The organism is Streptomyces viridochromogenes (assembly GCF_001270495.1).
Taxonomy (GTDB): domain Bacteria; phylum Actinomycetota; class Actinomycetes; order Streptomycetales; family Streptomycetaceae; genus Streptomyces; species Streptomyces viridochromogenes_A.
Genome location: NZ_LGUR01000106.1, coordinates 149955 through 171965, shown reverse-complemented (window position 1 = coordinate 171965; position 22011 = coordinate 149955). Strand labels below are relative to the sequence as shown.

Below are 22011 nucleotides of genomic sequence, written 5' to 3'. Positions count from 1 at the left end.
GCTACCGGGGCCCTCGGTCGAGGGGCTGCATCAGCAGTTCCGAGATCTCCTCGCGCCGTCGGTCGGCCTCCCGGGCGGCGTGCTGGGCGAGGAAGATGGCGTTGAGCAGCTGGTCGGTGGGGCGCAGCGCGCCGTCCGTCTCGGACTGGGTGAACTGGTCGACGAAGTCGCGGTTGGCGTCGTAGGAACCCTGCCCGAAGTGGGCCTGGACGAGGGCGGCGAGCCTTTCGTCGCGCGGGGCCTTGAGATCGAGCGGGATGCAGCGGCGCAGCAGGGCGGCGGGGAACTCGCGCTCGCGGTTGCTGGTCATGATGACGAACGGGAAGGCGTGACACTGGACCTGACCGCCGGTCACCGTCACCCGGCGCCCGTCGTCGGTGAGGACCCGAACCTCCGGGGCGCGGTCGGCGATGCGCTCCAGCTCGGGGATGGCGAAGCGGCCTTCCTCCAGGACGTTCAGCAGGTCGTTCGGCAGGTCGATGTCGCTCTTGTCCAGCTCGTCGATGAGCAGCACCCGGGGCTTGTCGGCGCCGAGCAGGGCGGTGCCGAGCGGGCCGAGCTTGATGTACCGGCCGATGTCCCGGGCGCCTTCCTCACCGGGCAGCTGGGCGTCCTGGAGGCGGCCGATGGCGTCGTAGGTGTAGAGGCCGTCGCGCAGTTCGCTGCGGCTCACGATCGGCCACTCCAGGACGCGGCCGAGGTCGAGCTCGTAGGCGACGGAGTGGGCGAGCGTCGACTTGCCGACGCCTGGTTCGCCGGTGACGAGGAGCGGGCGCCTCAGGTACAGCGCGGCGTTGACGAGTTCGAGGGCGTCGGGGTCCTGGACGGGCAGCGGGACGGTCCGCTCGCCGAGCCTGCGGTGGGTGGCGGAGTCGAGTTGCGGGACTTCGTAGTCGACGGTCGCGCCGTCGAACTTCCGCCAGGGCGGTGGTTCCGGCAGCGCGTCGATCCTGGCCGGATCCGGCTGCCCGACGCCCCGGTAGATGAACCACTCGCTCATGGTGCGCTCCTCGTCGACGGTCGGCGGTAGTCCACGTCCTGGCCGACGGGAGCGTCGTGCGCCCGCAGCGGGCCCCTGAAAACATACCCGCAACTGCCTTGGTACACCGGAGATTTCGGCCAGCCTTCGACGCGGTTCACAGGGGCGCGTCCACCGTTTCCGTCTCCTCGGCCGGCAGGGGCCGGCGCGGATCGTCGTAGAGCAGGGCGAGCGGTTCGGCCCAGGTGCTGCCGGGGCGCTGCTCGCTGATGTCCTGCCGTACGTGCCGCAGCCGGTCGGGGAGTTCGGCCAGCGAGCCGAGCGTTTCGAGGAACTTCTCCACGCGCGCGTGGAGCGTGTCGCACTCCGGCAGACAGGCGCCGCGCTCCGGGTGCGGGCCGATGTGCCAGAGCGCCACGGCGTGGCCGCTGTTCAGCGCGTGCTTCATGGCGACGTTCCCGGTGCCGTGTCCGGCCGGGCGGCACATCACGGGGATGCGGTGGCGCTCGGCGGTGCGGTATCCCGTGGGGTCCACGGCGCCCGGCGGGGGCATGCGCCAGCCCTCGAAACGCCGCCCGGCCGTCATGCCCTGCCAGCGGTCGAGCCAGCGGTTGTCCGGATATCCCCGGCGCTCAAGAGCGCGCAGCACGAGGCGACGGCGTGCGCCCAGGTGACCGGGGTCGTTCAGCGCGGCGATGTCCGCGAACCGCCACCGGTGCACGGCGGTGTCGAAGTGCTCGGCGGGCAGGCCGACTTCGAGCGGTACGGGGTCGCCCTCCCGGTCCTTGGACTCCAGCAGTCCGCCCAGCGGGACGCGCAGCGCCTGGACGAGTTCGTCGGGCCGGCAGCCGTGCACGGAGGGGTCCGTCTCGTGGACCTCGGGCAGGCCGTCGCCGTCGTCGTACCAGATCTGCCAGAAGAACCGGACGGGCTGCGCACCGATCACCGGGTCCAGCAGCAGGGCCACGACGGGCCCCTCACCGGGGCCGGGATAGGAGATCACCACGCGCTCCGGGCCGGTGCCCTCGGGGGGCGGCCGGAGTTCGTCGGGCAGGGTGACGTCCTGGGCCAGGGCGTGCAGTGGGCGGCGGGGGTCCTTGCGCAGCCGTTTGGTGATCCAGTCGCCGAGGAGCGCGCTGCCCGCGCCCCGCGCGCGGGCATGGGCCTCGACGAGCCGGAGGTAGCGCAGGAAGATGAGCGGGTCGGCGCCCTCGTAGAGCAGGCCGTGGCCGTCGCGCCAGGTCCGCAGCTCGGGTGTGGCGCCGGGCCACTGGCTGCCGCTGCGCGCCTTCTTGGCGATGAGGTTGACGGTGGGCTCGTCGGGCGGCGGCGGCAGCTCGGCGAGCAGGGCGAGCGCCTCGCGGCGGTCGCGGGGCGTCCAGACCGCGCCCTGGTCGGCCGTCGGTCCGCCCTGGAGGTCGATCCAGTTGTCCCCGCTCTCCGACACCGGCTCCTCGCCGTGCCAGCGGTCGTGGGCGGCCATGACCGTGCGGTACGTCTCCCCGAACCGGCGCAGCGCGGCGATGGCCACCGCCTTGCCGCCGTCCTTCTCCTTGCGCCGCGACTTGATCAGCCCTACGACGGCTCCGGTCGCCGGGTCGAACAACGGGCCGCCCGACATCCCGCTCTGGAGGTCGATGTCGGGCTTGATGATCAGCCCGTGGGTGTCCTCCTGGCCGTTGATCACGGCGTCCACCATGCGGAAGTGGGCCTCGGGCGGGCCGGGGTAGTAGCCGCAGGCCTTCAGGGCGCCGGAGTGGCGGGCGGCGCGGTCGGTGAGCCACACGCACTCGTGAGGGTGCTCACCGACCAGCCGGACCAGGGCCAGGTCCTCGGCCAGCGGGACCTTGGGGCCGCGCGGGTCGGTGATCAGCCACTCCGCGAGCCGGGCCTCGGCGTCGACGCCCTCGCCGCGTACCCGGAACAGGACCGTGCGGTCCGCCGCGAGGTACGGGCGCAGCACATGGGCGGCGGTCAGCACCCAGCCGGGCGCGACGAAGAATCCGCTGCCCCACAAGGGGCTGTCCTTGCCTCCGGCGGGGAGCAGATGGACGGTGGCGGCCCGGACCAGATCGAAGAGACGGTCGCCGCGCTCGCTCATGCGCCGACCGCTCTCTCGTCGCCCTCCCCCGCGCCCCCACGGTCGAACTGCCAGGTGAGGGTGACCTCCAGGGACGCCTTGGCCTCCCCGCGCGCGAGCACCGCGACCGCCAGGCCCTCCTTGGCGGTCAGCTCCACGCCGAAGGTGATGGAGGCCTCGTCCGGCCTGGCCGACCGGGCCGCGTCGAGAACGGTGCCGCCGACGGCCTTGATCAGGTCCTGGAGCTGCTCGACCTTGGCGACGGCGGCCTCGGTGAAGCCGACGTCCTCCTGGTCGTCATAAGGGTCGGCCGCGCCGATCCGGGCGGTGATCACCGTGCCGTTCGGCAGTTCGATGTCCTGGATGTGACTCATAACATTCCCCCGAAGAGCCCGAGCCGTCAGGTCAACCGGTCCTGGACGGCGCCCACTTGAACAGCGACGAGGCTCATACCCAGGTTGGTTGCAGGAATATGCGGGACGGGCCCGGCCGGCCCGCGACGCCGGGATGATCCGCCGGAGAGACGACCCCGGGCCGTGCGGACACGGCCTAGTCGTCGTCCTCGTCGTCCAGGCGGGCCAGCCACGTCGCCAGCCGCTCCACCGGCACTTCGAAGTCCGGGTTGAGATCGACGAACGTCCGCAGCTGCTCGGCGAGCCACTCGAAGGTGACCTCCTCCTCGCCGCGCCGCTTCTCCAGTTCTTCGATGCCACGGTCGGTGAAGTACAACTCTTGCTCCTGATACTGACGGGACAAGCCCTCGGGACACTGACGGACCGGCCCTCGGGACCTACAGCCTCAGGGTATGCCGCCCCGAGCCGGCCCTGGCAGGTCCCCGGTGTCAGTCGGGTACGTGCGTGAGGTCGTACGCCAGCGCCAGCGCGCCGTGCGCCAGCAGCACCGCGCCCGCCGCGATCCAGCCACCGCTGTGCCGCCGCAGGCCCCAGACCGTGACGGGCAGGCCGACCGCGACCTGGGCCAGGGCGAGGGTGGGTGCTCTGGGGCCGCCGGCCCAGGGCAGCCAGGGGCCGAGGCGGCCGCCCTCTACGGCGTCGAGTTCCGCGCGGAGGGCGTCACGCCAGCCCGCCCACTCGATCAGCCGGATGTGCGGCTGGACGCGGGCGACCGCCCGGAGGCCCTCGGCGTCCTCGCCGGGCACGAGGCCGACGGGCAGGGACACGCCCACGCGCGTGAGGACGGCGATCAGGCCACGCATGCGTGCCCGCGCGTCGGCTGCGGAGTCGGGACGCGTCAGCATGTCGAGGGACTGCACGTCCAGGACCGGATCGAGACCGAGCCGGCCGGCGAAGGTGCGCATGGCCTCGTCCTCGCCGGCCGGGGTGCCGTTGGCCAGCCAGACGTAGCCGACGGGGCGGCGGAAGCCGGAGGCGAGGGTGTATCCGGCGCGGTCGGCGTCCCACCACAGGGCGAGAACGGGCCAGGGGGCGCCTACGGCGAGGGCGGTGGCCCAGCCGGTGAGGACGCGGTCGACGGGTTCGCCGCCCTCGAGCCACGGCCGGCCCTCGGGGACGAGCACACTCCACCCCCCGCCGGCCGACGCGAGCAGCATGTCCTCGCGCAGCAGCCGGGCGGCGGGGGCGACGGACTCCGGCTCCGCGCGGCAGAGCAACAGGGCGCCGGGGGCGGGGCGGCCCCGGCGGGCGGTTCTGGACTCTTCCGTCGGCACACCAACACGCTAGGCCGTTTTGTCCACCTCGCGAGATTTGTGATCACCAGAACGAGTGCCTTGACTTTCGAGGTCCGCGATATATCGTGTTTCTCGTAAGACGCGATATGGCGTGTCGTGTTCAGATCCGGCCCGTGCGGCCGAGTCCGGTCGCCCAGGAGGTCCGCACCATGTCCGAGTGGTCCGTAGCAGAGTCCAGGAAACTCACCTTCGACGAGCCGGTGAGCGAACTCCAGGTCCGCATCGTCAGCGGAACGGTGAACGTCGTGGGGACGGACGAAGGTTCCGCCCGCCTGGAGATCTCCGAGATCGAGGGCCCGCCCCTGGTGGTGACCCAGCAGGACGGCACGCTGACGGTGGCGTACGAGGACCTGCCCTGGAAGGGCTTCCTGAAGTGGCTCGACCGCAAGGGCTGGCGCCGCAGCGCGGTGGTCTCCCTGGCCGTACCGGCCGACACCCGCGTCGAGGTGGGCGTGGTCGGCGCCGGGGCGGTGATCTCCGGGATCCACGGCCCGTCCGTCGTCAAGGGCGTCACCGGCGACACGACACTCGTCGGCCTGTCCGGCCCGGTCCGCGCCGACACGGTCTCCGGAAACCTGGAGGCCCAGGCCGTCACCGGCGACCTCCACTTCAACTCCGTCTCCGGCGACCTCACGGTCGTCGACGGCTCCGGCCCCCGCGTGAAGGCCGACTCCGTGAGCGGCTCCATGATCGTCGACCTCGACCCGGAGGGCCCGACCGACGTCCGGCTGACCAGCGTCTCGGGCGAGATCGCCATCCGCCTGCCGGCCCCGGCAGACGCGGACGTCGAGGCCAACACCGCCAGCGGCAGGATCTCCAACGCCTTCGAGGGCCTCCGGGTGCACGGCCAGTGGGGCGCCCACAAGATCACCGGCCGCCTGGGCGCCGGCACCGGCACGCTCCGGGCGACGACGGTCTCCGGCTCGATCGCACTGCTGCGCCGCCCGCCGAGGGAGGAGGAGCCGTGGGAGGCGGAGGCCCGGGAGGAGCCCGAGCCTCCGGCCACGGGCCCGACGACCGACCCGCTGCCGCGCACCCACCACACCTCGGGGGACAATTCCGTCTCCGGCCAGGGCGACGACCCGACGGACACCCCGCCCGACACCCCGCCCCACGCCCCGGCCGACGGCACGACCGACAAGAAGGTGCTCTGACATGCCTCCCGTCTTCGCCCACGGCCGCCTCCGCCTCTACCTGCTGAAGCTGCTGGACGAGGCCCCGCGCCACGGCTACGAGGTGATCCGCCTCCTCGAAGAGCGCTTCCAGGGGCTGTACGCACCGTCGGCCGGCACCGTCTACCCCCGACTGGCCAAGCTGGAGGCCGAGGGCCTGGTCACCCACACCACCGAGGGCGGCCGCAAGGTGTACGCCATCACGGACGCGGGCCGCGCCGAGCTGGCCGACCGCTCCGGCGAACTCGCCGACCTGGAGCTGGAGATCAGGGAGTCGGTCGCCGAACTGGCCGCCGAGATCCGCGCCGATGTGCGCGGCGCGGCGGGCGATCTGCGCCGCGAGATGCGAGCGGCGGCCTCCGAGGCCCGCCAGGGCAACGGCGCCAGGCCGGACGCACCCTTCTCCGACCTCTCCGACTACACCGACAAGGAGGCGTGGCGCGCCGCCAAGGAGGAGATGCGCCGCGCCAAGCAGGAGTGGAAGGAACAGGCCCGGCGCGCCAAGGACGAGAGCCGCCGCGCGCGCGAGGAGGCCCAGCGCGCCCGACGCCAGGCCAAGGAGGCCCAGGACCGCGCCCGGACCGAGGCCCAGGAGGAGGTCCAGCGCATCGCCCGCCGGGTCCAGGAACACGTACAGGACCACTTCGTACGCGGCGACTGGCCGACGGGCGTACGGGAGGGGCTGACAGAGCTGGCCAAGGAGTTCGGCGACTTCGGCAAGAACTACGGCAAGGAGTTCGGCCGGGACTTCGGCTTCGGCCGCCAGGACACCCCCAAGTCGCCCCAGCACCACCCCGACTACTCGGACACCCCCGAGGACTTCCCCGCCGACTACGAACCCACCTGGGCCCACGAGCCCCCCACCGACGACCCGACCCGGGACCTGGACCGCCTGCTCGACCGGTTCCGCGACGACATCCGCGATGCGGCCAGGGACCACGGCGTGACACCGGACCAGCTCCGCGACGCCCGCCGCCACTTGTCGACTGCGGCGGCACACATCGGAGCACTGCTGCGCACCCCGAAGCCATGACGCCCCCTGGGCAGTGCGACTGATCCCACGACCGCACTGCCCAGAGCTGGCTTCTCAGCCAACCCGCGACGGGTTACCCAGCCAAGCCGCACCTCACCCGGCCTTGGCCTCTCCCCCGCCGTACAACACCCGCGTGACCGCCTCGTACGTCACGCCGTGATCGGCGAGGACCTCGGCGGGCACCCCAGGACGGCTGGTCAGCGCCAGCAGAATGTGCTCGTCGCCGATATGCCGATCCTTACGGGCGACGGCGATACGCAGCGCCCGCTCCAGCACATCCTTGGCCCCGCGGCTGAACGACCGCCGCCCCGACCACCACCCCCTGTCCTTCGGGTCCCCGGCCAGCACCCCGACCCCATGCGCTTCCTCCACCCGGGCGACGATCTCCGCGACATCGATCCCCAGCCCGGCCAGCGCATCGGCCTCGGCCTGCGACAGCCCGCCCCGGCGCCGAGCCTCGCCCAGCGCCCGCCTCACGGACTCCAGCCACTCCCCACCACCGAGCGAGGCGAGCGCGAAAGAGGCCCGGCTGCCTTCCCGATCAAGCAGGGCGAGCACCAGATGCTCGGCGTCAACGCTCCGCCCCCCTCCCCTCTCGGCATGCTCAACCGCCCCCGTCACCACCGCACGGGCGTCCTTCGTGAACCGCTCGAACATCAACGCCTCCCGTACTTCTTGTGCACGGCCTGCCTGCTGACCCCGAGTTCCGCGGCGATCTCCTGCCACGACCACCCCTGATTGCGCGCACTGCGCACCTGCACCGCCTCCAGCTGCTCCAACAGCCGGCGCAACGCCGCAACGGCCCGCAACCCGACCCGCGGATCGCGATCGCCGGCCCGCTCGGCCAGATCTGTCGCTTCGGTCATAACGTCAACCTAAGTTGACACACGGCTTCATGTCAACCCACATTGACAAGCAAAACGGCGGGCCGGGGCAAAGCCCCGAACCCGCCGCAAAGGCGCAAATACCTTCCCAGCTGTCAGGTGGTGAGCACGATCTTCCCGAACTGCTCCCCCGACGCCATCCGCTCGAAGCCCTCACGGGCCCGCTCCATGGGAAGCACCTCATCGATCACCGGCCGCACACCCGTGGCGGCACAGAAGGCAAGCAGATCCTCCAACTCGTCCTTGGTCCCCATCGTGGACCCGACGACCTTCAACTCCAGGAAGAAGATCCGGGTGAGCTCGGCGTGCGAGGGCCGATCCCCACTCGTGGCACCGGAAATGACCAGCGTGCCCCCGGGCTTCAGCGACTTCACGGAGTGCGACCAGGTAGCGGCACCGACGGTCTCGATCACGGCATCGACCCGCTCCGGCAGCCGAGCCCCGGACTCCACGGCCTCCACGGCCCCCAGCTCCACGGCCCGCTTTCGCTTGGCCTCGTCCCGGCTGGTGGCGAAGACACGCAGCCCCGCGGCCTTCCCGAGCACGATGGCAGCAGTGGCCACCCCACCCCCGGCCCCCTGCACGAGCACCGAATCCCCCGGCCGTACTCCCGCGTTCGTGAACAACATCCGATACGCGGTCAGCCAAGCCGTCGGCAGACAAGCCGCCTCCTCGAAGGAGAGCTCCTTGGGCTTGGGAAGAACGTTCCACGTAGGCACGGCGACCTGCTCCGCGAACGTCCCTTGATACCGCTCGGTGAGGATGGACCGGGGCTCCCTGGGCCCCACCCCGTGCCCGCTCTGCCCGATCACGGAGTGCAGGACGACCTCATTGCCGTCCTCGTCGACCCCGGCGGCATCACAGCCGAGGATCATCGGCAGCCGTTCCTCGGGCAGACCCACGCCCCGCAGTGACCAGAGATCGTGATGATTGAGCGAGGCGGCCTTGACGTTGACGGTACTCCAACCGGGGCGGGCCTCAGGGGCCGGACGCTCCCCCAACTCCAGTCCGGAGAGCGGCTCGTCGCGGTCGATTCGGGCGGCATAGACAGCGAACATGACCTTGACGATAGGCTCCCCCACCGACCAACGGAACCGCAGCGCCCTGTGAGACACGCCCTCTTGTCAATACGCCCGCGATCGGGCTGCGCGACGTAGGCCGCCCTGAGGGGTCGCGACCGCGGCGCGGCAGCCGCGTACGGCGGTGAGGGGACGCGTCGGGGGGTTTCCGCCCGCAGAGTCCGGTGTCAAGAAACAGCACCTCCTGGCAGTACGCCAGCCCGCCGGACCGAGGACGGACACCCCCCGACGCGGCCCCGCCCCACAACGAACCCGCAGGCGCTACGCGCACCCCCACCCAACCCGCACAGGCGCCGCAGGCACAGCCGCGAACCCCCACGCACCGCAACGGGCCGCCGCAGGCACCACCACACCCACCCCACCCGAACGGCCGCACCCCAGGCAAAGAAGAAGGCCCCGCCCATCCCGGGCGGGGCCATCCAGCTCGCAGCGGCTCAGCTCTCGGCAGAGCGCGTCACCGCCGAGCGACACCCTCCGCCCGAGCCGCCGCGGCCACCGCAGCCGTAACCGCCGGCGCCACCCGCTCGTCGAACGGCGACGGAATGACGTAGTCCGCGGCGAGGTCGTCCCCCACCACAGCCGCCAACGCCTCAGCCGCCGCGATCTTCATGCCCTCGGTGATCCGGGACGCCCGCACCTGAAGCGCGCCCGCGAAGATCCCCGGAAACGCCAGCACGTTGTTGATCTGGTTCGGGAAGTCGGACCGCCCGGTCGCCACGACCGCCGCGTACTTGTGCGCGACGTCGGGGTGCACCTCGGGGTTCGGGTTGGCCATGGCGAACACGAACGCGCCCTCGGCCATGGAGGCGACCGCCTTCTCCGGCACCGTACCGCCGGAAACACCGATGAAGACGTCGGCACCTTCCAGGGCCGCCTCCAGCGACCCGGTGATCCCCGCCTTGTTCGTGAACCCGGCCAGTTCCCGCTTGACCGACGTCAGGTCGTCCCGGTCGGCGGACACCACACCCTTGCGGTCCGCGACGGCGACGTCCCCGATCCCGGCCTCGACCAGCATCTTCGCGATGGCGACACCAGCCGCGCCCGCCCCCGAGATAACGGCCCGCAGATCCCCGAGCCCCTTCCCGGTCAGCCGCGCGGCGTTCCTCAGCGCGGCCAGCGTCACCACAGCCGTACCGTGCTGGTCGTCATGGAAGACCGGAATGTCCAGCCGCTCCTGGAGCTTCCGCTCGATCTCGAAGCACCGAGGCGCCGAGATGTCCTCCAGGTTCACACCGCCGAAGGACGGCGCGAGCCGCACCACGGTCTCGACGATCTCGTCGACGCCGGTGCAGTTCAGCGCGATCGGCACGGCGTCGACGCCGCCGAACTGCTTGAACAGAATCGCCTTCCCCTCCATCACCGGAAGGGAGGCCTCGGGCCCGATGTCCCCGAGCCCGAGAACGGCCGTGCCGTCGGTCACGACGGCGACGACGGACGACTTCCACGTGTAGTCGTGCACGAGCTCCGGCTGCTCGGCAATCGCGCTGCACACCTTCGCGACGCCGGGCGTGTACGCCAGGGACAGGTCGTCCTTGTCCCGGACCGGCACGGTGGCCTGCACGGCCATCTTGCCGCCACGGTGCAGCGCGAAGGCCGGATCGAAGGAATCGAGGGGCTCGACCCCGCCGTCCTGATCGGTATTGCCGCCGCTGCGAGGATTGACGATCTCCGCTGCCACTTTGTCTGACCCCTTAAGTGTTCATGGTTTGAGGGTGGGACCACTCCTGGTGAGAAGTGGGCGGGACCGCGTATGACCCTGCTCGTTGATACGTGCGACGTACGACGTACGGGCACATACGCGACGGGCGCGCCGCACACGCGCCCTGAGCCCCGGATGAGGGGTGTAAAGAACCTTCTTACCGGACGGACCGCGCCGCCGACGAGTCCAATACGTCCAAGATCACATGACGAGAAGGAAAACACGCACGCGGACGACACGAATCGGACACAAGCCGATGACGATCCCGGTGTGATTCGTGGCCGAATAAGCGGACAATCGACGAAAGAAACCACAAGTAACAACCGTCACCCGCAAACCCGACCCCAACCGGCCCACACAGCCCTCAATCGGCCCACAACCAGCCCGCGATCGGCCCACCAGCCGAGACAGACCGAAGATCTTCCGGTCGGAAGGACAGATTCCCGCAGAAGGTGCGGCCTGGATGTCCGACCTGAGGCGGTTCGGAAGTCACCCGTTATCCGATTTTGACATCGCGGGCGCCCTGAATGCCTAAGTCCGAATGGCAAGATGCCGTAATCACACGAGGTCGCGGCACTCGAAGGTGTGTGCTCTCGTCGACCTACGAAACCAAGGCACCGGCCGAACCCATCGGCAGGCGCCCGCCCCATCGGCAACTCCACCCATCCGCCGGAGGAACCCACCATGACCGCAAGCTCCACCCGTCGTACGACCGCCACGCGCTCCCGGCTGGCAGCGGTCGGCTCGATCGCGGTCGCAGGCGCCCTGATTCTCACCGGCTGCGGTGACCAGACGAACGACAGCGGCGGCGACGGCGGCAACGAGACGGGGAAGTCGAATGCCGCCCCGCTGTTCGACAAGCTGCCCAAGAAGATCCAGGACGCGGGCGTCATCAAGGCGGGTACGAACGCCGAGTACGCCCCGATGGAGTTCCAGGAGGGCGGCAAGATCGTCGGCGTCGACCCCGACATCGCCGCCGCGCTGGGCGAGAAGCTGGGAGTGACGTTCCAGTTCACCTCCGGCTCCTTCGACGGCCTGATCACCGCCCTGAACTCCGGCCGCTACGACGTCGCCATGTCCTCCATCACGGACACCCCGCAGCGCCAGGACGGCCTGGACGACAAGGGCAAGAAGCTCGGCCCGGGCGTCGACTTCGTCGACTACTTCGTGGCCGGCACCGCCGTGTACGTCCAGAAGGGCAACCCGAAGAACATCAACTCGATCGAGGACCTCTGCGGCCAGACGGCGGCCGTGCAGCGCGGCACCACGTACGAGAAGGCGCTGCAGACCCAGTCCAAGGCCTGCACGGACGACGGCAAGAAGAAGATCAACATCGAGCCGTTCGAGAACGACACCGAGGCCCAGACCCGTGTGAAGTCGGGCGGCGCCGTCGCCGGCGTCAACGACTACCCGGTGGCCGTGGACCTCGCCCGCAAGGCCGACGGCGGCAACGCCTTCGAGGTCGTCGGCGAGCAGGTCGACGCCGGTCCGTTCGGCATCGCGGTGAACAAGGACAACAAGCAGCTCACCGCGGCCCTCGAAGAGGCCGTCAACGCGATCATCGAGGACGGCACGTACAAGAAGATCCTCGCGAAGTGGGGCGCCGAGACCGGCGCCATCGACAAGGCCGCGATCAACGGCGGCAAGTGACCGTCCCGGGCAAGCACTGAAGGGCAGTCACAGTGACTGACAAGTTCGACAAGGAGCCGGCCGACGCGACGCCGTCGGCCGCCGTCTCCAAGGAGGGCGGGGCCCTCCCGCCCGAGGCGATCAAGGCCATTCCGGTCCGGCACTACGGCCGCTGGGTCAGCGGTGTCGTCGTGCTGGCCCTGGTGGCCCTGCTCGTCAACGCCTTCGCCACCGCCGAGAAGATCCAGTGGAACGCCGTAGGCGAATACGTCTTCGACTCCACGGTTCTCGCCGGTGCCGGCCGCACCCTGCTGATCAGCGTCCTGGCGATGGTCATGGGCGTGGTCCTGGGCGTGGTCCTGGCCGTGATGCGCCTGTCCAAGAACCCGGTGACGAGCTGGGTGGCCTGGGTCTACATCTGGTTCTTCCGCGGCACGCCGGTCTACGTCCAGCTCCTCCTCTGGTTCAACCTGGCGCTGATCTTCCCGGTCCTGAATCTCGGTCCGATCTACAAGGACGAGATGGTCGACGTCATGACCCCGTTCATGGCGGCCCTGCTGGGCCTGGGCCTGAACGAGGCGGCGTACATGGCGGAGATCTGCCGCGCCGGTCTGATGGCCGTCGACGAGGGCCAGACCGAGGCTTCGCACGCGCTCGGCATGAGCCACGCGAAGACGCTGCGCCGCATCGTGATCCCGCAGGCGATGCGGGTGATCGTGCCGCCGACCGGCAACGAGTTCATCAACATGCTGAAGACCTCGTCGCTGGTGTACGCGGTGACGTACAACGAACTGCTGCGCGCCACCTCCACGATCGGCTCCACGTCGTACGCCGTGATGGAGATGCTGTTCGTGGCGTGCATCTGGTACCTGGTCATGACCAGCGTGTTCAGCGTCTTCCAGTACTACCTGGAGCGTCGTTACGCCCGTGGTTCGCTGCGCCAGCTGCCGCCCACGCCGTGGCAGAAGATCAAGGCGAACATGCTCGGCCTGGGCAGCGAGAGGGGCAAGTGAGATGACCGCCATGGTGAAGGCCGAGGGCGTCCACAAGTCCTTCGGCGCCGTCCAGGTCCTCAAGGGCATCGACCTGGAGGTGAAGTCCGGCGAGGTGTTCTGCCTCATCGGCCCCTCCGGCTCCGGCAAGTCGACGTTCCTGCGGTGCATCAACCACCTGGAGAAGATCAACGCCGGGCGGCTGTACGTCGACGGCGAGCTGGTCGGCTACCGCCAGAAGGGCGACAAGCTGTACGAGCTCAAGGACAGCGAGGTCGCGCAGCAGCGTCGGGACATCGGCATGGTGTTCCAGCGGTTCAACCTGTTCCCGCACATGACGGCCGCGGAGAACGTCATGGAGGCGCCGATCCAGGTCAAGGGCGTGAGCAAGGCCCAGGCCAGGGAGCGCGCGAGGGAGCTCCTCGACCGCGTCGGCCTCGCCGACAAGGCCGGGAACTACCCCTCCCAGCTCTCCGGCGGCCAGCAGCAGCGCGTGGCGATCGCCCGGGCGCTGGCGATGGACCCGAAGCTGATGCTCTTCGACGAGCCGACCTCGGCCCTCGACCCGGAGCTGGTCGGTGACGTCCTCGACGTCATGCGCGACCTGGCCGAGTCCGGCATGACGATGGTCGTCGTCACCCACGAGATGGGCTTCGCCCGCGAGGTCGGCGACAGCCTGGTCTTCATGGACGGCGGCGTGGTCGTCGAGTCGGGCGACCCCCGCGAGGTCCTGACCAACCCGCAGCACGAGCGGACGCAGGCGTTCCTGTCCAAGGTGCTCTGACAGTACGACGGTGAAGGGGCGGTACGAGATCCTCGTACCGCCCCTTCCGCATGTGCTCGCCCTACGGCAGCAGCTCCGGCGCCGTCACCACGTCACGCAGCTGCTCCGCGGTCAACGGCGGGGCGTCGAGTCCCGGCCCCAGCCCCCACCTGCCGGCGAACCCGCTGCCGGCCCTGATCATGACCGCGTAGCCCTTGGTGAACAGCCGCACGGAACGCCAGGGCCGCGAGGTGGTGCCGTCCCCGCGGCTCTCGCGCGTCGACTCGGTGGACTCGCGCTCGTCGCCGTTCGGCAGCGTTTCGGAGACACAGGCCGCCGACGTCCCGGGGACGTCCGACGAGCACCCCTCGTCGGCCGCCACCGGCCAGTCCTCCCGCCGGCTCGGCAGGACCTGGACATTGAGATATCCGACGCCGCCGTCCTTGTGGACGGCGTAGAGCCCGTCGTACGGTCCTTCGCCCACGACGTTCCCGACCTCGCGGATCTCGCCGATGCCGGGCGGCAGCAGCCTCGCCAGCCGCTCCGCCCCGGACGCGGGCGCGGAGCGCGCGGCCCCCGACCGTTCCGGGCCGTTCCACGGCAGCGTCCCGGTCCCGACCAGACCCACCAAGGCCACGGCCGCCGCGGTCCCGGTCACCGCCCTCCTCCGACGCCACCGCACCCGTGCGGCCCGCGCGAACACCGCGTCCGCACCGGGCCCCGACGGCATGGGAACGCCCTGGAGGGCCCGCCCCAGCAGCTCCGTCACCCGCGGCACCTCGCTCACGTCGCCCCGGCTCATACGTGTTCCTCCCGCACCGCGGCCCGCAGTGCCGCGAGCCCCCTCGCCGTGTGGCTCTTGACCGTGCTCTCCCGCATGCCGAGCAGTTCGGCGGTGTCGGCGACGCTGAGGTCCTCCCAGTAGCGCAGCACCAGCACCGCCCGCTGCTTGGGCCCGAGCCGGGCGAGCGCGGCCCGCACCATGACTCCGGTGTCGCTGTCCACCGGCTGCCCCGGCACGTCCGGCACCTCGCCGTAGGCCCGTTCGCGCCGCCAGAAGCGCCGACGCGCGGCGATGAAGGTGTTGACCAGCGTCCTGCGCGCATAGGCGTCGAGGTTGTCCAGCCGCCGGTGCCTGCGCGCGCCGAGGACGACCTTCACCAGCGTCGTCTGGACGAGGTCCTCGGCCTCCTCGCGGCTGCCGCACAGCAGATAGGCGCTGCGGAACAGCGCCGTGCGTCTGCTCTCGACGAAGGCGTGCAGAGCCGCGTCCGCGCCCCGCGTCATCCCTCCCCCTCCCCGGCCCGCCGGGTGACGGACCGCCTCACCCTTCCAGTGCGGTGGGACACCCGCCAGGACGCAGAAGACGCGGTACGAGTCTCTCGTACCGCGTCCGCCCGTCGTAGGGCCCCGTCCGGGCCGGCCCCGGCTACTCGGTCACCCGGTTACTTCACCGCGAGCAACAGCGTGTCCGAAGGCGAGCACCACACCGGCCGGGCCTCCCCGAAGCCCTTCTCGCGCAGCACGCGTGCGTGCCACTCGGCAGGCGGCGCGTCGCCCTCGGCGTGCTCGCCGTAGATCGCGAATCGCCTGGCCGTGGGTTCGGCGAGGACCGGGTCCTGCGCCGCCAGCTGCCACCACTCGGACCAGTCGAGAGCGCCGTCCGCCTTGGCCTGATCCATGCGGGCGTGGCGCAGCGCGCGCTCGGCCTCATTGATCCGGGGCGTCGAGTCGTCGATCATGTGGTCCGCGTTCAGGAACACACCGCCGTCGCGGACCAGCTCCGCGACCTGACCGTAGAGGGCCGCGAGGGGTTCACGGTGCAGCCAGTGGAGGGCCGTGGCGGTCAGGACGGCGTCGTACGAGTCGTACGGCAGTTTCGCCGGCCAGTCGGGGTCCTTGAGGTCGGCCGTGACGAAGGAGACCCGCTGGTCGTGCGCGAAGGTGCCCTCGGCGATGGCGAGGAGGGCGGGGTCGAGGTCGACGCCCGTGCTGGTTGCCCCCGGGAACCGCGCGAACAGCCGGGCCGTGATACTTCCCGTGCCGCACGCGAGATCGAGCACGCGCGGGGCGGGGCCGACGAGGGCCTCGACCATGTCGAGCATGATCCGGAAGCGTTCCTCGCGGTCGGGCATGTACCACTCCTGCTGCCGGTCCCAGCTCTCCTGCCAGGCGGCCCAGTCGGCTCCGGTCGTCGTGGTGATGTCCGTGTCCGTCATCGAACCCCTCCATAGCGCACGTCACGTAATACCCTGGAAGCACGATCAGCTGTTACCCGACCGCACCACGACGATAGAACGCCTCCGTAAGGACTACAAGTGGAACTGGCCTATTACTCGGATTACGCCGTACGACTCGTCAACAGCGAGGACCCGGCCCGGGGCAAGGACTCGCTGACCTCGGTCGAGGCCGTCCGCGATCTGTTCGGCGTCAGCCAGGAGGCGGCCCGTCGCGCCACCGACGGGGACGTCACCCGCTTCCGCTCGGTGCGCGCGCGGCTGAGGTCGGTCTTCGAGGCGGCGGACCAGGGCGACGAGGCGCTGGCGGTGAACCTGCTGAACGCCCTCCTCCTGGAGTTCCCGGTGAGCCCGCAGATCTCCGGCCACGACTTCCGGGACGACGACGGCCGCCCTCTGTGGCACATGCACCTGGCGGACCACCCGTCGAACGCGACCGCCGGCTACGCGGCCATCGCGGCGATGGGCCTGGCCTTCCACCTCACCGAGTACGGCGTGGACCGCCTGGGCCTCTGCGAGGCGTCCCCGTGCCGCAACGCCTACCTGGACACCTCCACCAACCGCTCCCGGCGCTACTGCTCGGACCGCTGCGCGACCCGCGCCAACGTGGCCGCCTACCGCGCCCGCAAACGCCTGGAGGCCGACCGGTCGGCGAAGACGGGCCGCACGGCCGACAACGCCCAGCGCGCCACCGCGAGCGGCGAGCGCTGACCCGGCTTGCGCGGCCGGTAGCGCAGCCGGACCCGGCCCAGGATCAGCTCGTCGGGCACGACGCCGTAGTCGGTGCTGTCCCCGCCTGCGGCGTACGCGTTGTCACCGAGCACCCACCAGCCGCCCTCACGCCGCTCCACGGCCCGCTTGACGACGAGCAGGTCCTGCTGGAACGGATGCCGCAGCACCACCACGGCCCCGGGCCTGATCCGGCCCCGGTGCCACACCACGAGCAGGTCGCCGTGATACAGCGTGGGCACCATCGACGGCCCCGTCACCTCGGCCCACCCGAAGGGCTGAGCGGCCCGCCCGCGCTCGACGTCCTGCGACAACTCCGGCATCCCCGGCACCTCCCCGGTACTGTCCTCCACCAGTCTCAGTCTGACCCTGGACTTTTGTCCTAAGCCCATGGGGGCACCCGCCAAAACCCGTCTCGCAGGGAGTAATGTCCCACCTGAGAAGACGATCACGAGGAAGGAATGCTCCATGCTTTCCCGCCTGTTTGCCCCCAAGGTCAAGGTCAGCGCACACTGCGACCTGCCCTGCGGTGTGTACGACCCGGCCCAGGCCCGCATCGAGGCGGAGTCGGTGAAGGCCGTGCAGGAAAAGATGGCCGCCAACGACGACCCGCACTTCCAGGCGCGTGCCACCGTCATCAAGGAGCAGCGCGCCGAGCTCGCGAAGCACCACGTCTCGGTGCTCTGGAGCGACTACTTCAAGCCCCCGCACTTCGAGAAGTACCCGGAGCTGCACCAGCTGGTCAACGACGCCCTGAAGGCCCTCTCGGCCGCCAAGGGTTCCACCGACCCGGCCACCGGTCAGAAGGCTCTGGACTACATCGCCCAGATCGACAAGATCTTCTGGGAGACCAAGAAGGCCTGATCCTCGATCATGCCGCTTGACCTGCGATTTCCTTGGTCGTCTGGTCAACCTGCCCGCACCCGGCCCGCAGGCCGCCGAGAACGGCGTCCTTGACGGGTCGGGTGCGGTCTTCTTTGTCCGGACAGAGACCTGGACTCACCGGATCAGCCGTGCCGACCGACCCTGGTGATGAGTTTCCGCGCCCGCACCCGTCACACCTACGACGGGACACGACGAGGCGGAAGGATGACGTGATGAGTGCGGACACGCGGCTGGAGGAGCTGGGCATCAGCAGTCTGGGCGAGGTCGACGAGCCGGCGTTCTCGGGGCTGGCGGAGAGGCACCGGCGGGAGCTGCACGTGCACTGCTACCGGATGCTCGGGTCGTTCGAGGATGCCGAGGACACGGTGCAGGAGACGTTCCTCAGGGCCTGGCGGCGGCGGGAGACCTTCGAGGGGCGGTCGACGTTCCGGGCCTGGCTGTACCGGATCGCCACCAACGCCTGCCTGGACCTGCTCGCCAAGCGCCGCCCGGAGCCCGCGACCGGCGGCGAGGTGCTGTGGCTGCAGCCCTACCCGGACCGGCTGCTCGACGAGCTGCCCGCGGGCGACGCGGACGAGCCGGAGACGGTCGCCGTGGCGCGGGAGACGATCGAGCTGGCGTACCTGGTCGCGGTCCAGCACCTCGCTCCGCGCCCGCGGGCCGTGCTGATCCTGAGGGACGTGCAGGGCTGGCCGGCGAAGGACGTCGCGGAGTTCCTCGGGGACACCGTCAACTCCGTGAACAGCGCGCTGCAGCGGGCCCGCGCCGGCATGCGGGAGTACCTGCCCGCCGAGCGGCAGGACTGGACCGGCGGCGAACTGGACTCCGGGACGCGCGAGTTGGTGCGCCGCTACACCGAGGCCAGCGTGGCCACGGACATCCCGGCGCTCGCCGCGATGCTGCGGGACGACGTCCGCTGCTCGATGCCGCCCACGCCGGGCCTGTACGTCGGCCGCGACGCCGTGGTGAACGACTGGGTCGAGAGCGGCTTCGAGGGCATGAAGGGCCTGCGCGCCGTCCTCACCTCCGTGAACCGGCAGCCCGCCGTCGCCTTCTACCTCTGGCAGGAGCGGGAGGGCGCGTACCTGCCGCTGACGATCGACGTCCTGCGCGTCACCGGCGGGGCGATCACCGAGATCGTCACGTTCCACGACGACCGGTTCCCGCGGCTCGGGCTGCCGGAGCGTCTGCCCGGTGACGGCACGGAGTAGTCCCGGTGGGGAAGGACGCGGCCCTCACCGCTCGTCAGAGTTCCCGCGCCCCGTACACCGCCCTGTCGGCTCCGGCGGAAAGAGCCCAGTAGCGGTCGCCGTAGGACCAATGCCACCACTCGGTGGGGTAGTTCACCAGGCCCGCGGCGGTGAGGGCGTCGCGGAGCACCCTTCGGTTGGCGCGGGCAGCGGAGCCGATGTTGTCCGCGTCCGTGTAGCAGGCGCCGTCGCTGTCTTCCGGGCTCGCGTTCAGCGGGGATCCCATGTCGAGTTCGTGGCCGTCGGCGGAGATCAGGGTGAGGTCCACCGCGGCGCCGGCGCTGTGCGGCGCGATCTCCGGTGGCGATACGTAACGGCTCGCGGCCTCGCGCACCCGCGGCGCCGACCAGTGCGGGTTGTCGGCGCGCAGTTCGTCGGCGTACTCCTCGAAGTAGTCGCGCTGGAGCGCGGGCGGCCGGTACCCCTCGACGAACAGCAGGCGGATGTCCTCCGGGAGCAGTGCCTGCGCCTTCAGGAGACGAAGCAGCACCCCTTCTCGCAGATGCGCGAACGCCCCTGCCCGATCGGCCCTGCGAGAGTCCACGGCGAGGGGTTCGTGGAGCCGGACGTCGACGAGTGGTTCGCCGCAATCGGCCACCGGGATCGCCGCGATCTTCGGATCTGACATCAGCACGATCTCGCTCACGCTCATGCACTGATCATTGCCTACGATCCCGTGCGTTCCACACCCCGCGTCGGATACCACCGACAACCCCCAGCAAATGCCGCTAACACGACGCCCCGTCGGACCCGAGGTTCCCTCAGCCCCCGGTGATTGTGTTCACGCCGCAACCTGTCGCTACGGCCGATCCCGTGCCGTAGGTTTTGGCAGGTCCACCCCTCGGCCGACCTGCGAGGCGAGTGGCACACGGGGGAAGGTGAGCACCGCTCGGATCCCGGCTCGGCCTTTGCGGCCGAGGCGTTCTTCGGCGTGCGCGGCGACAGCGGGCGAGTAGGGACCACATCAGGGGACCGCATCACCCAGCGGCCCGGCCGGCCCCCGCCGGACGGAATGCCGATGCCCCCTGGAGAACCCCCTGCGCCGCCGCCTGCCTCTCTGGCCGATCCCGCTGCTGTGGACCCTCGCCCTCGGACTGTGGGGGCTGTCCCGGCAGGGCAGTGTCTGGCGGGATGAGGCCGCGACCTGGCAGGTGGCCCGGCGGTCCACCGCCGACATCTGGCACATGCTGGGGCAGGTCGACGTCGTACACGGGCTCTACTACCTGCTGATGCACGGAGTCTTCGAGTGCTTCGGCGCCGGCACCACGGCCCTGCGGCTGCCCTCCGTGCTGGCCATGGCGGTGGCGGCGGCCTGCGTGACGGTCATCGGTCAACGGCTGGCCGGGGTCTGGGCGGGCCTGGCGGGAGGGCTCGCGTTCGGGCTGCTTCCGGCCGTGCAGTTCTATCTCCAGGAGGGCCGGCCGTACGCGCTGATCACGGCCGGGGCCGGGATCGCGACCCTGTTGCTGGTGACCGTCCTGGAGGGCCGTGGCCGAGCGGTGCACTGGGTTGCCTACGGCGCCACACTCGCGGCCTGCGGCCTGCTCAACTGGCTGTCCCTGCTGATCCTGCCCGCCCACCTGGCGACCCTGCTCCGGGTGCGTGCCCGGCGCCGGACCCGGACCTGCTGGGCGGTGGCCGCGACAGTCGCCGTGGCGGCCGTACTGCCGTTGATCCTTTTCAGCCGGCGTCAGGCCGCCCAGGTGTCCTGGATACCGCCGCTGACCTGGCACATGCTGATCGGCCCGGCGATCCTGCTGGCGATCGGCGGACTCGGCGCCCTGCTGGACCGGCCGCACGCGGGACGGCTGTCGGTGGCGGCCGTCGGGGTGCCGCTGCTGGCCGTGCCGCAACTCGGCCTCATCGGGGTCTCCCTGGTCCGCCCGCTCTTCCTGGACCGCTACGTACTGTTCAGCATGCTCGGGCTGGCCCTGCTGATCGGCACGGCGCTGGGTACGGCCGTACGGGCAGCCGGGCCGCGGTTTCCGAGAGCGGCTCCCTGGCTCGTCCCGCTCGTGGTCACCGTGGCGGTCGTCGCCCTGTTGCCCCAGTCGCTGGCCAAGCGGGCTCCGTCGAGCCGGGTGGACGACGTGCTGGCGGTGGCGGCCGATGTACGGCGGCTGAAGCAGGACGGGGACGCGGTGGTCTTCATACCGGCGGCCCGGCGCGACACGGCGCTGGTCTCCCCCTACCACTTCGCCGGGCTGACGGACGTCGCCCTGGCGGAGGACCCGATGGCGTCGGGGACGTTGAAGGGCGAGGAAGCCGGCCCGGACCGGATACGGAGCGCGATGTTGGCACACCGGCGCATACTGCTGGTCACCGACGTGCCCGCGGTGGCCCGGCCGGTGTCGGCCGAGCGGGACAGAACGAAGACCGCCGTGCTGAAGGAGCACTTCAGGGTGGTGGCGGACGTACAGGTCCGCGGGCGCCGCGTGACGGCCTACGAGCAGCGGCTCTGAGCGACGGGCAACGGGCAACGGGCAACGGGCAACGGGCAACCGCAGTCGACCGCGGGCGGCTGCGGTCAGTCGCAGTCAGTCACAGTCGGCTGCGGTCAGTCGCGAAAGGGCCCGGCCGGTTCTCCGGCCGGGCCCTGTGCTCAGTGCCCTGTGCCCTGCACATCGGGATCCGTCAGTGGAACTGCGGCACGATCAGATAGATCCCGTACAACACCACCGCCGCGCAGGCGACGAAGCACAGCCCGGCCTGCGCCAGGCCCACGCCGGAGGTGGCCCCGCCCTCCTCACGCGTCCCTTCGTAGCGGGCCAGGCCCAGCACGCCGAAGGCGAAGACGGCGACCACGGCCACGGTCACGGCGAGGCTCACCGCGGCGACCTGGCCGAGCGCGGTCCAGTCGAGGTTCATGATGTGAACTCCCTTGTCTCATGC

The 22011-nt window shown here is 70.7% G+C and carries 24 protein-coding genes; 9 read left to right on the top strand and 15 right to left on the bottom strand.

What is annotated here, in order from left to right; genetic code table 11:
* Position 1: 1 nt before the first annotated feature.
* From ADK36_RS11655 to ADK36_RS11635, 5 genes are all read right to left on the bottom strand, one after another.
* Positions 2-1000, bottom strand: coding sequence for an AAA family ATPase (locus tag ADK36_RS11655; RefSeq protein ID WP_048586083.1), 999 nt, complete (start codon positions 998-1000; stop codon positions 2-4).
* 136 nt (positions 1001-1136) lie between these two features.
* Positions 1137-3080 (bottom strand): trypsin-like peptidase domain-containing protein, encoded by a 1944-nt coding sequence (locus ADK36_RS11650; protein WP_048586082.1) that lies wholly within the window; start codon positions 3078-3080, stop codon positions 1137-1139.
* Positions 3077-3433, bottom strand: coding sequence for a CU044_2847 family protein (locus tag ADK36_RS11645; RefSeq protein ID WP_048586081.1), 357 nt, complete (start codon positions 3431-3433; stop codon positions 3077-3079). The genes ADK36_RS11650 and ADK36_RS11645 overlap by 4 nt, the downstream gene beginning before the upstream one ends.
* 175 nt (positions 3434-3608) lie before the next feature.
* Positions 3609-3788, bottom strand: coding sequence for a DUF6104 family protein (locus ADK36_RS11640; RefSeq protein ID WP_030049542.1), 180 nt, complete (start codon positions 3786-3788; stop codon positions 3609-3611).
* Between the two features lie 112 nt (positions 3789-3900).
* The gene (locus tag ADK36_RS11635) at positions 3901-4746 is read right to left on the bottom strand and encodes a hypothetical protein (protein WP_048586080.1); all 846 of its coding nucleotides are present in this window, start codon (positions 4744-4746) and stop codon (positions 3901-3903) included.
* A 170-nt stretch (positions 4747-4916) separates the two neighbouring features.
* Here ADK36_RS11635 and ADK36_RS11630 point away from each other — a divergent pair, with 170 nt between their 5' ends.
* Both ADK36_RS11630 and ADK36_RS11625 read left to right on the top strand, forming a co-directional pair.
* The gene (locus ADK36_RS11630) at positions 4917-5921 is read left to right on the top strand and encodes a DUF4097 family beta strand repeat-containing protein (protein ID WP_048586079.1); all 1005 of its coding nucleotides are present in this window, start codon (positions 4917-4919) and stop codon (positions 5919-5921) included.
* A gap of 1 nt (position 5922) precedes the next feature.
* Positions 5923-6972 carry a PadR family transcriptional regulator gene (locus ADK36_RS11625; protein WP_048586078.1) on the top strand — a complete coding sequence of 350 codons (1050 nt, stop codon included), beginning with the start codon at positions 5923-5925 and terminating at the stop codon, positions 6970-6972.
* A gap of 93 nt (positions 6973-7065) precedes the next feature.
* On the opposite strand, the gene ADK36_RS11620 is transcribed toward ADK36_RS11625, so the two are convergent.
* The 4 genes from ADK36_RS11620 to ADK36_RS11605 all read right to left on the bottom strand — a co-directional run bounded on the left by ADK36_RS11620 (position 7066) and on the right by ADK36_RS11605 (position 10613).
* Positions 7066-7629: a Clp protease N-terminal domain-containing protein gene (locus ADK36_RS11620; RefSeq protein ID WP_053197228.1), complete on the bottom strand. Its 564-nt coding sequence runs from the start codon at positions 7627-7629 to the stop codon at positions 7066-7068.
* Positions 7629-7838 (bottom strand): helix-turn-helix domain-containing protein, encoded by a 210-nt coding sequence (locus tag ADK36_RS11615; RefSeq protein WP_003997975.1) that lies wholly within the window; start codon positions 7836-7838, stop codon positions 7629-7631. The genes ADK36_RS11620 and ADK36_RS11615 overlap by 1 nt, the downstream gene beginning before the upstream one ends.
* A 113-nt stretch (positions 7839-7951) precedes the next feature.
* Complete coding sequence (locus ADK36_RS11610; protein ID WP_053197253.1) at positions 7952-8914, bottom strand: zinc-binding dehydrogenase; 963 nt, start codon at positions 8912-8914, stop codon at positions 7952-7954.
* A gap of 475 nt (positions 8915-9389) precedes the next feature.
* Entirely contained in the window at positions 9390-10613 is a 1224-nt protein-coding gene (locus tag ADK36_RS11605) for an NAD(P)-dependent malic enzyme (protein ID WP_053197226.1), read from the bottom strand.
* 705 nt (positions 10614-11318) lie between these two features.
* Between ADK36_RS11605 and ADK36_RS11600 the strand changes: the two genes are divergently transcribed.
* From ADK36_RS11600 to ADK36_RS11590, 3 genes are read left to right on the top strand one after another with little or no spacing between them, the layout of a single operon-like run.
* Positions 11319-12284, top strand: a complete 966-nt coding sequence (locus ADK36_RS11600; RefSeq protein WP_048582059.1) for an ABC transporter substrate-binding protein — start codon at positions 11319-11321, stop codon at positions 12282-12284.
* A gap of 32 nt (positions 12285-12316) precedes the next feature.
* Positions 12317-13276 (top strand): amino acid ABC transporter permease, encoded by a 960-nt coding sequence (locus ADK36_RS11595; RefSeq protein WP_048582060.1) that lies wholly within the window; start codon positions 12317-12319, stop codon positions 13274-13276.
* A 1-nt stretch (position 13277) separates the two neighbouring features.
* Positions 13278-14039 (top strand): amino acid ABC transporter ATP-binding protein, encoded by a 762-nt coding sequence (locus ADK36_RS11590; protein WP_048582061.1) that lies wholly within the window; start codon positions 13278-13280, stop codon positions 14037-14039.
* A gap of 61 nt (positions 14040-14100) precedes the next feature.
* Here ADK36_RS11590 and ADK36_RS11585 read toward each other — a convergent pair whose 3' ends face one another.
* The 3 genes from ADK36_RS11585 to ADK36_RS11575 form a co-directional block, all read right to left on the bottom strand.
* Positions 14101-14820, bottom strand: coding sequence for a hypothetical protein (locus ADK36_RS11585; protein ID WP_048582062.1), 720 nt, complete (start codon positions 14818-14820; stop codon positions 14101-14103).
* On the bottom strand, positions 14817-15305 hold the full coding sequence (locus tag ADK36_RS11580) for a sigma-70 family RNA polymerase sigma factor (RefSeq protein WP_048582063.1): 489 nt from the start codon (positions 15303-15305) through the stop codon (positions 14817-14819). The genes ADK36_RS11585 and ADK36_RS11580 overlap by 4 nt, the downstream gene beginning before the upstream one ends.
* A 158-nt stretch (positions 15306-15463) precedes the next feature.
* Positions 15464-16237, bottom strand: coding sequence for a class I SAM-dependent methyltransferase (locus tag ADK36_RS11575; RefSeq protein WP_199830151.1), 774 nt, complete (start codon positions 16235-16237; stop codon positions 15464-15466).
* Positions 16238-16336: 99 nt separating this feature from the next.
* Here ADK36_RS11575 and ADK36_RS11570 point away from each other — a divergent pair, with 99 nt between their 5' ends.
* Positions 16337-16966 carry a CGNR zinc finger domain-containing protein gene (locus tag ADK36_RS11570; protein WP_048582064.1) on the top strand — a complete coding sequence of 210 codons (630 nt, stop codon included), beginning with the start codon at positions 16337-16339 and terminating at the stop codon, positions 16964-16966.
* On the opposite strand, the gene sodX is transcribed toward ADK36_RS11570, so the two are convergent.
* On the bottom strand, positions 16870-17307 hold the full coding sequence (gene sodX / locus ADK36_RS11565) for a nickel-type superoxide dismutase maturation protease (protein WP_048582172.1): 438 nt from the start codon (positions 17305-17307) through the stop codon (positions 16870-16872). The genes ADK36_RS11570 and sodX overlap by 97 nt on opposite strands.
* 145 nt (positions 17308-17452) lie before the next feature.
* On the opposite strand from sodX, the gene sodN reads away from it, so the two are divergent.
* Together sodN and ADK36_RS11555 are read left to right on the top strand one after the other, a co-directional pair.
* A complete protein-coding gene (sodN, locus tag ADK36_RS11560) occupies positions 17453-17848 on the top strand; it encodes a superoxide dismutase, Ni (RefSeq protein ID WP_007491258.1) in 396 nt (131 codons plus the stop codon).
* Positions 17849-18081: 233 nt separating this feature from the next.
* On the top strand, positions 18082-19080 hold the full coding sequence (locus tag ADK36_RS11555; RefSeq protein ID WP_053197225.1) for an RNA polymerase subunit sigma-70: 999 nt from the start codon (positions 18082-18084) through the stop codon (positions 19078-19080).
* Between the two features lie 34 nt (positions 19081-19114).
* Here ADK36_RS11555 and ADK36_RS11550 read toward each other — a convergent pair whose 3' ends face one another.
* Positions 19115-19765: a M15 family metallopeptidase gene (locus ADK36_RS11550; protein WP_053197251.1), complete on the bottom strand. Its 651-nt coding sequence runs from the start codon at positions 19763-19765 to the stop codon at positions 19115-19117.
* A 538-nt stretch (positions 19766-20303) separates the two neighbouring features.
* On the opposite strand from ADK36_RS11550, the gene ADK36_RS11545 reads away from it, so the two are divergent.
* Positions 20304-21581: a glycosyltransferase family 39 protein gene (locus ADK36_RS11545; RefSeq protein ID WP_425315452.1), complete on the top strand. Its 1278-nt coding sequence runs from the start codon at positions 20304-20306 to the stop codon at positions 21579-21581.
* Between the two features lie 172 nt (positions 21582-21753).
* On the opposite strand, the gene ADK36_RS11540 is transcribed toward ADK36_RS11545, so the two are convergent.
* Entirely contained in the window at positions 21754-21987 is a 234-nt protein-coding gene (locus ADK36_RS11540) for a hypothetical protein (protein WP_048582067.1), read from the bottom strand.
* Positions 21988-22011: the final 24 nt, after the last annotated feature.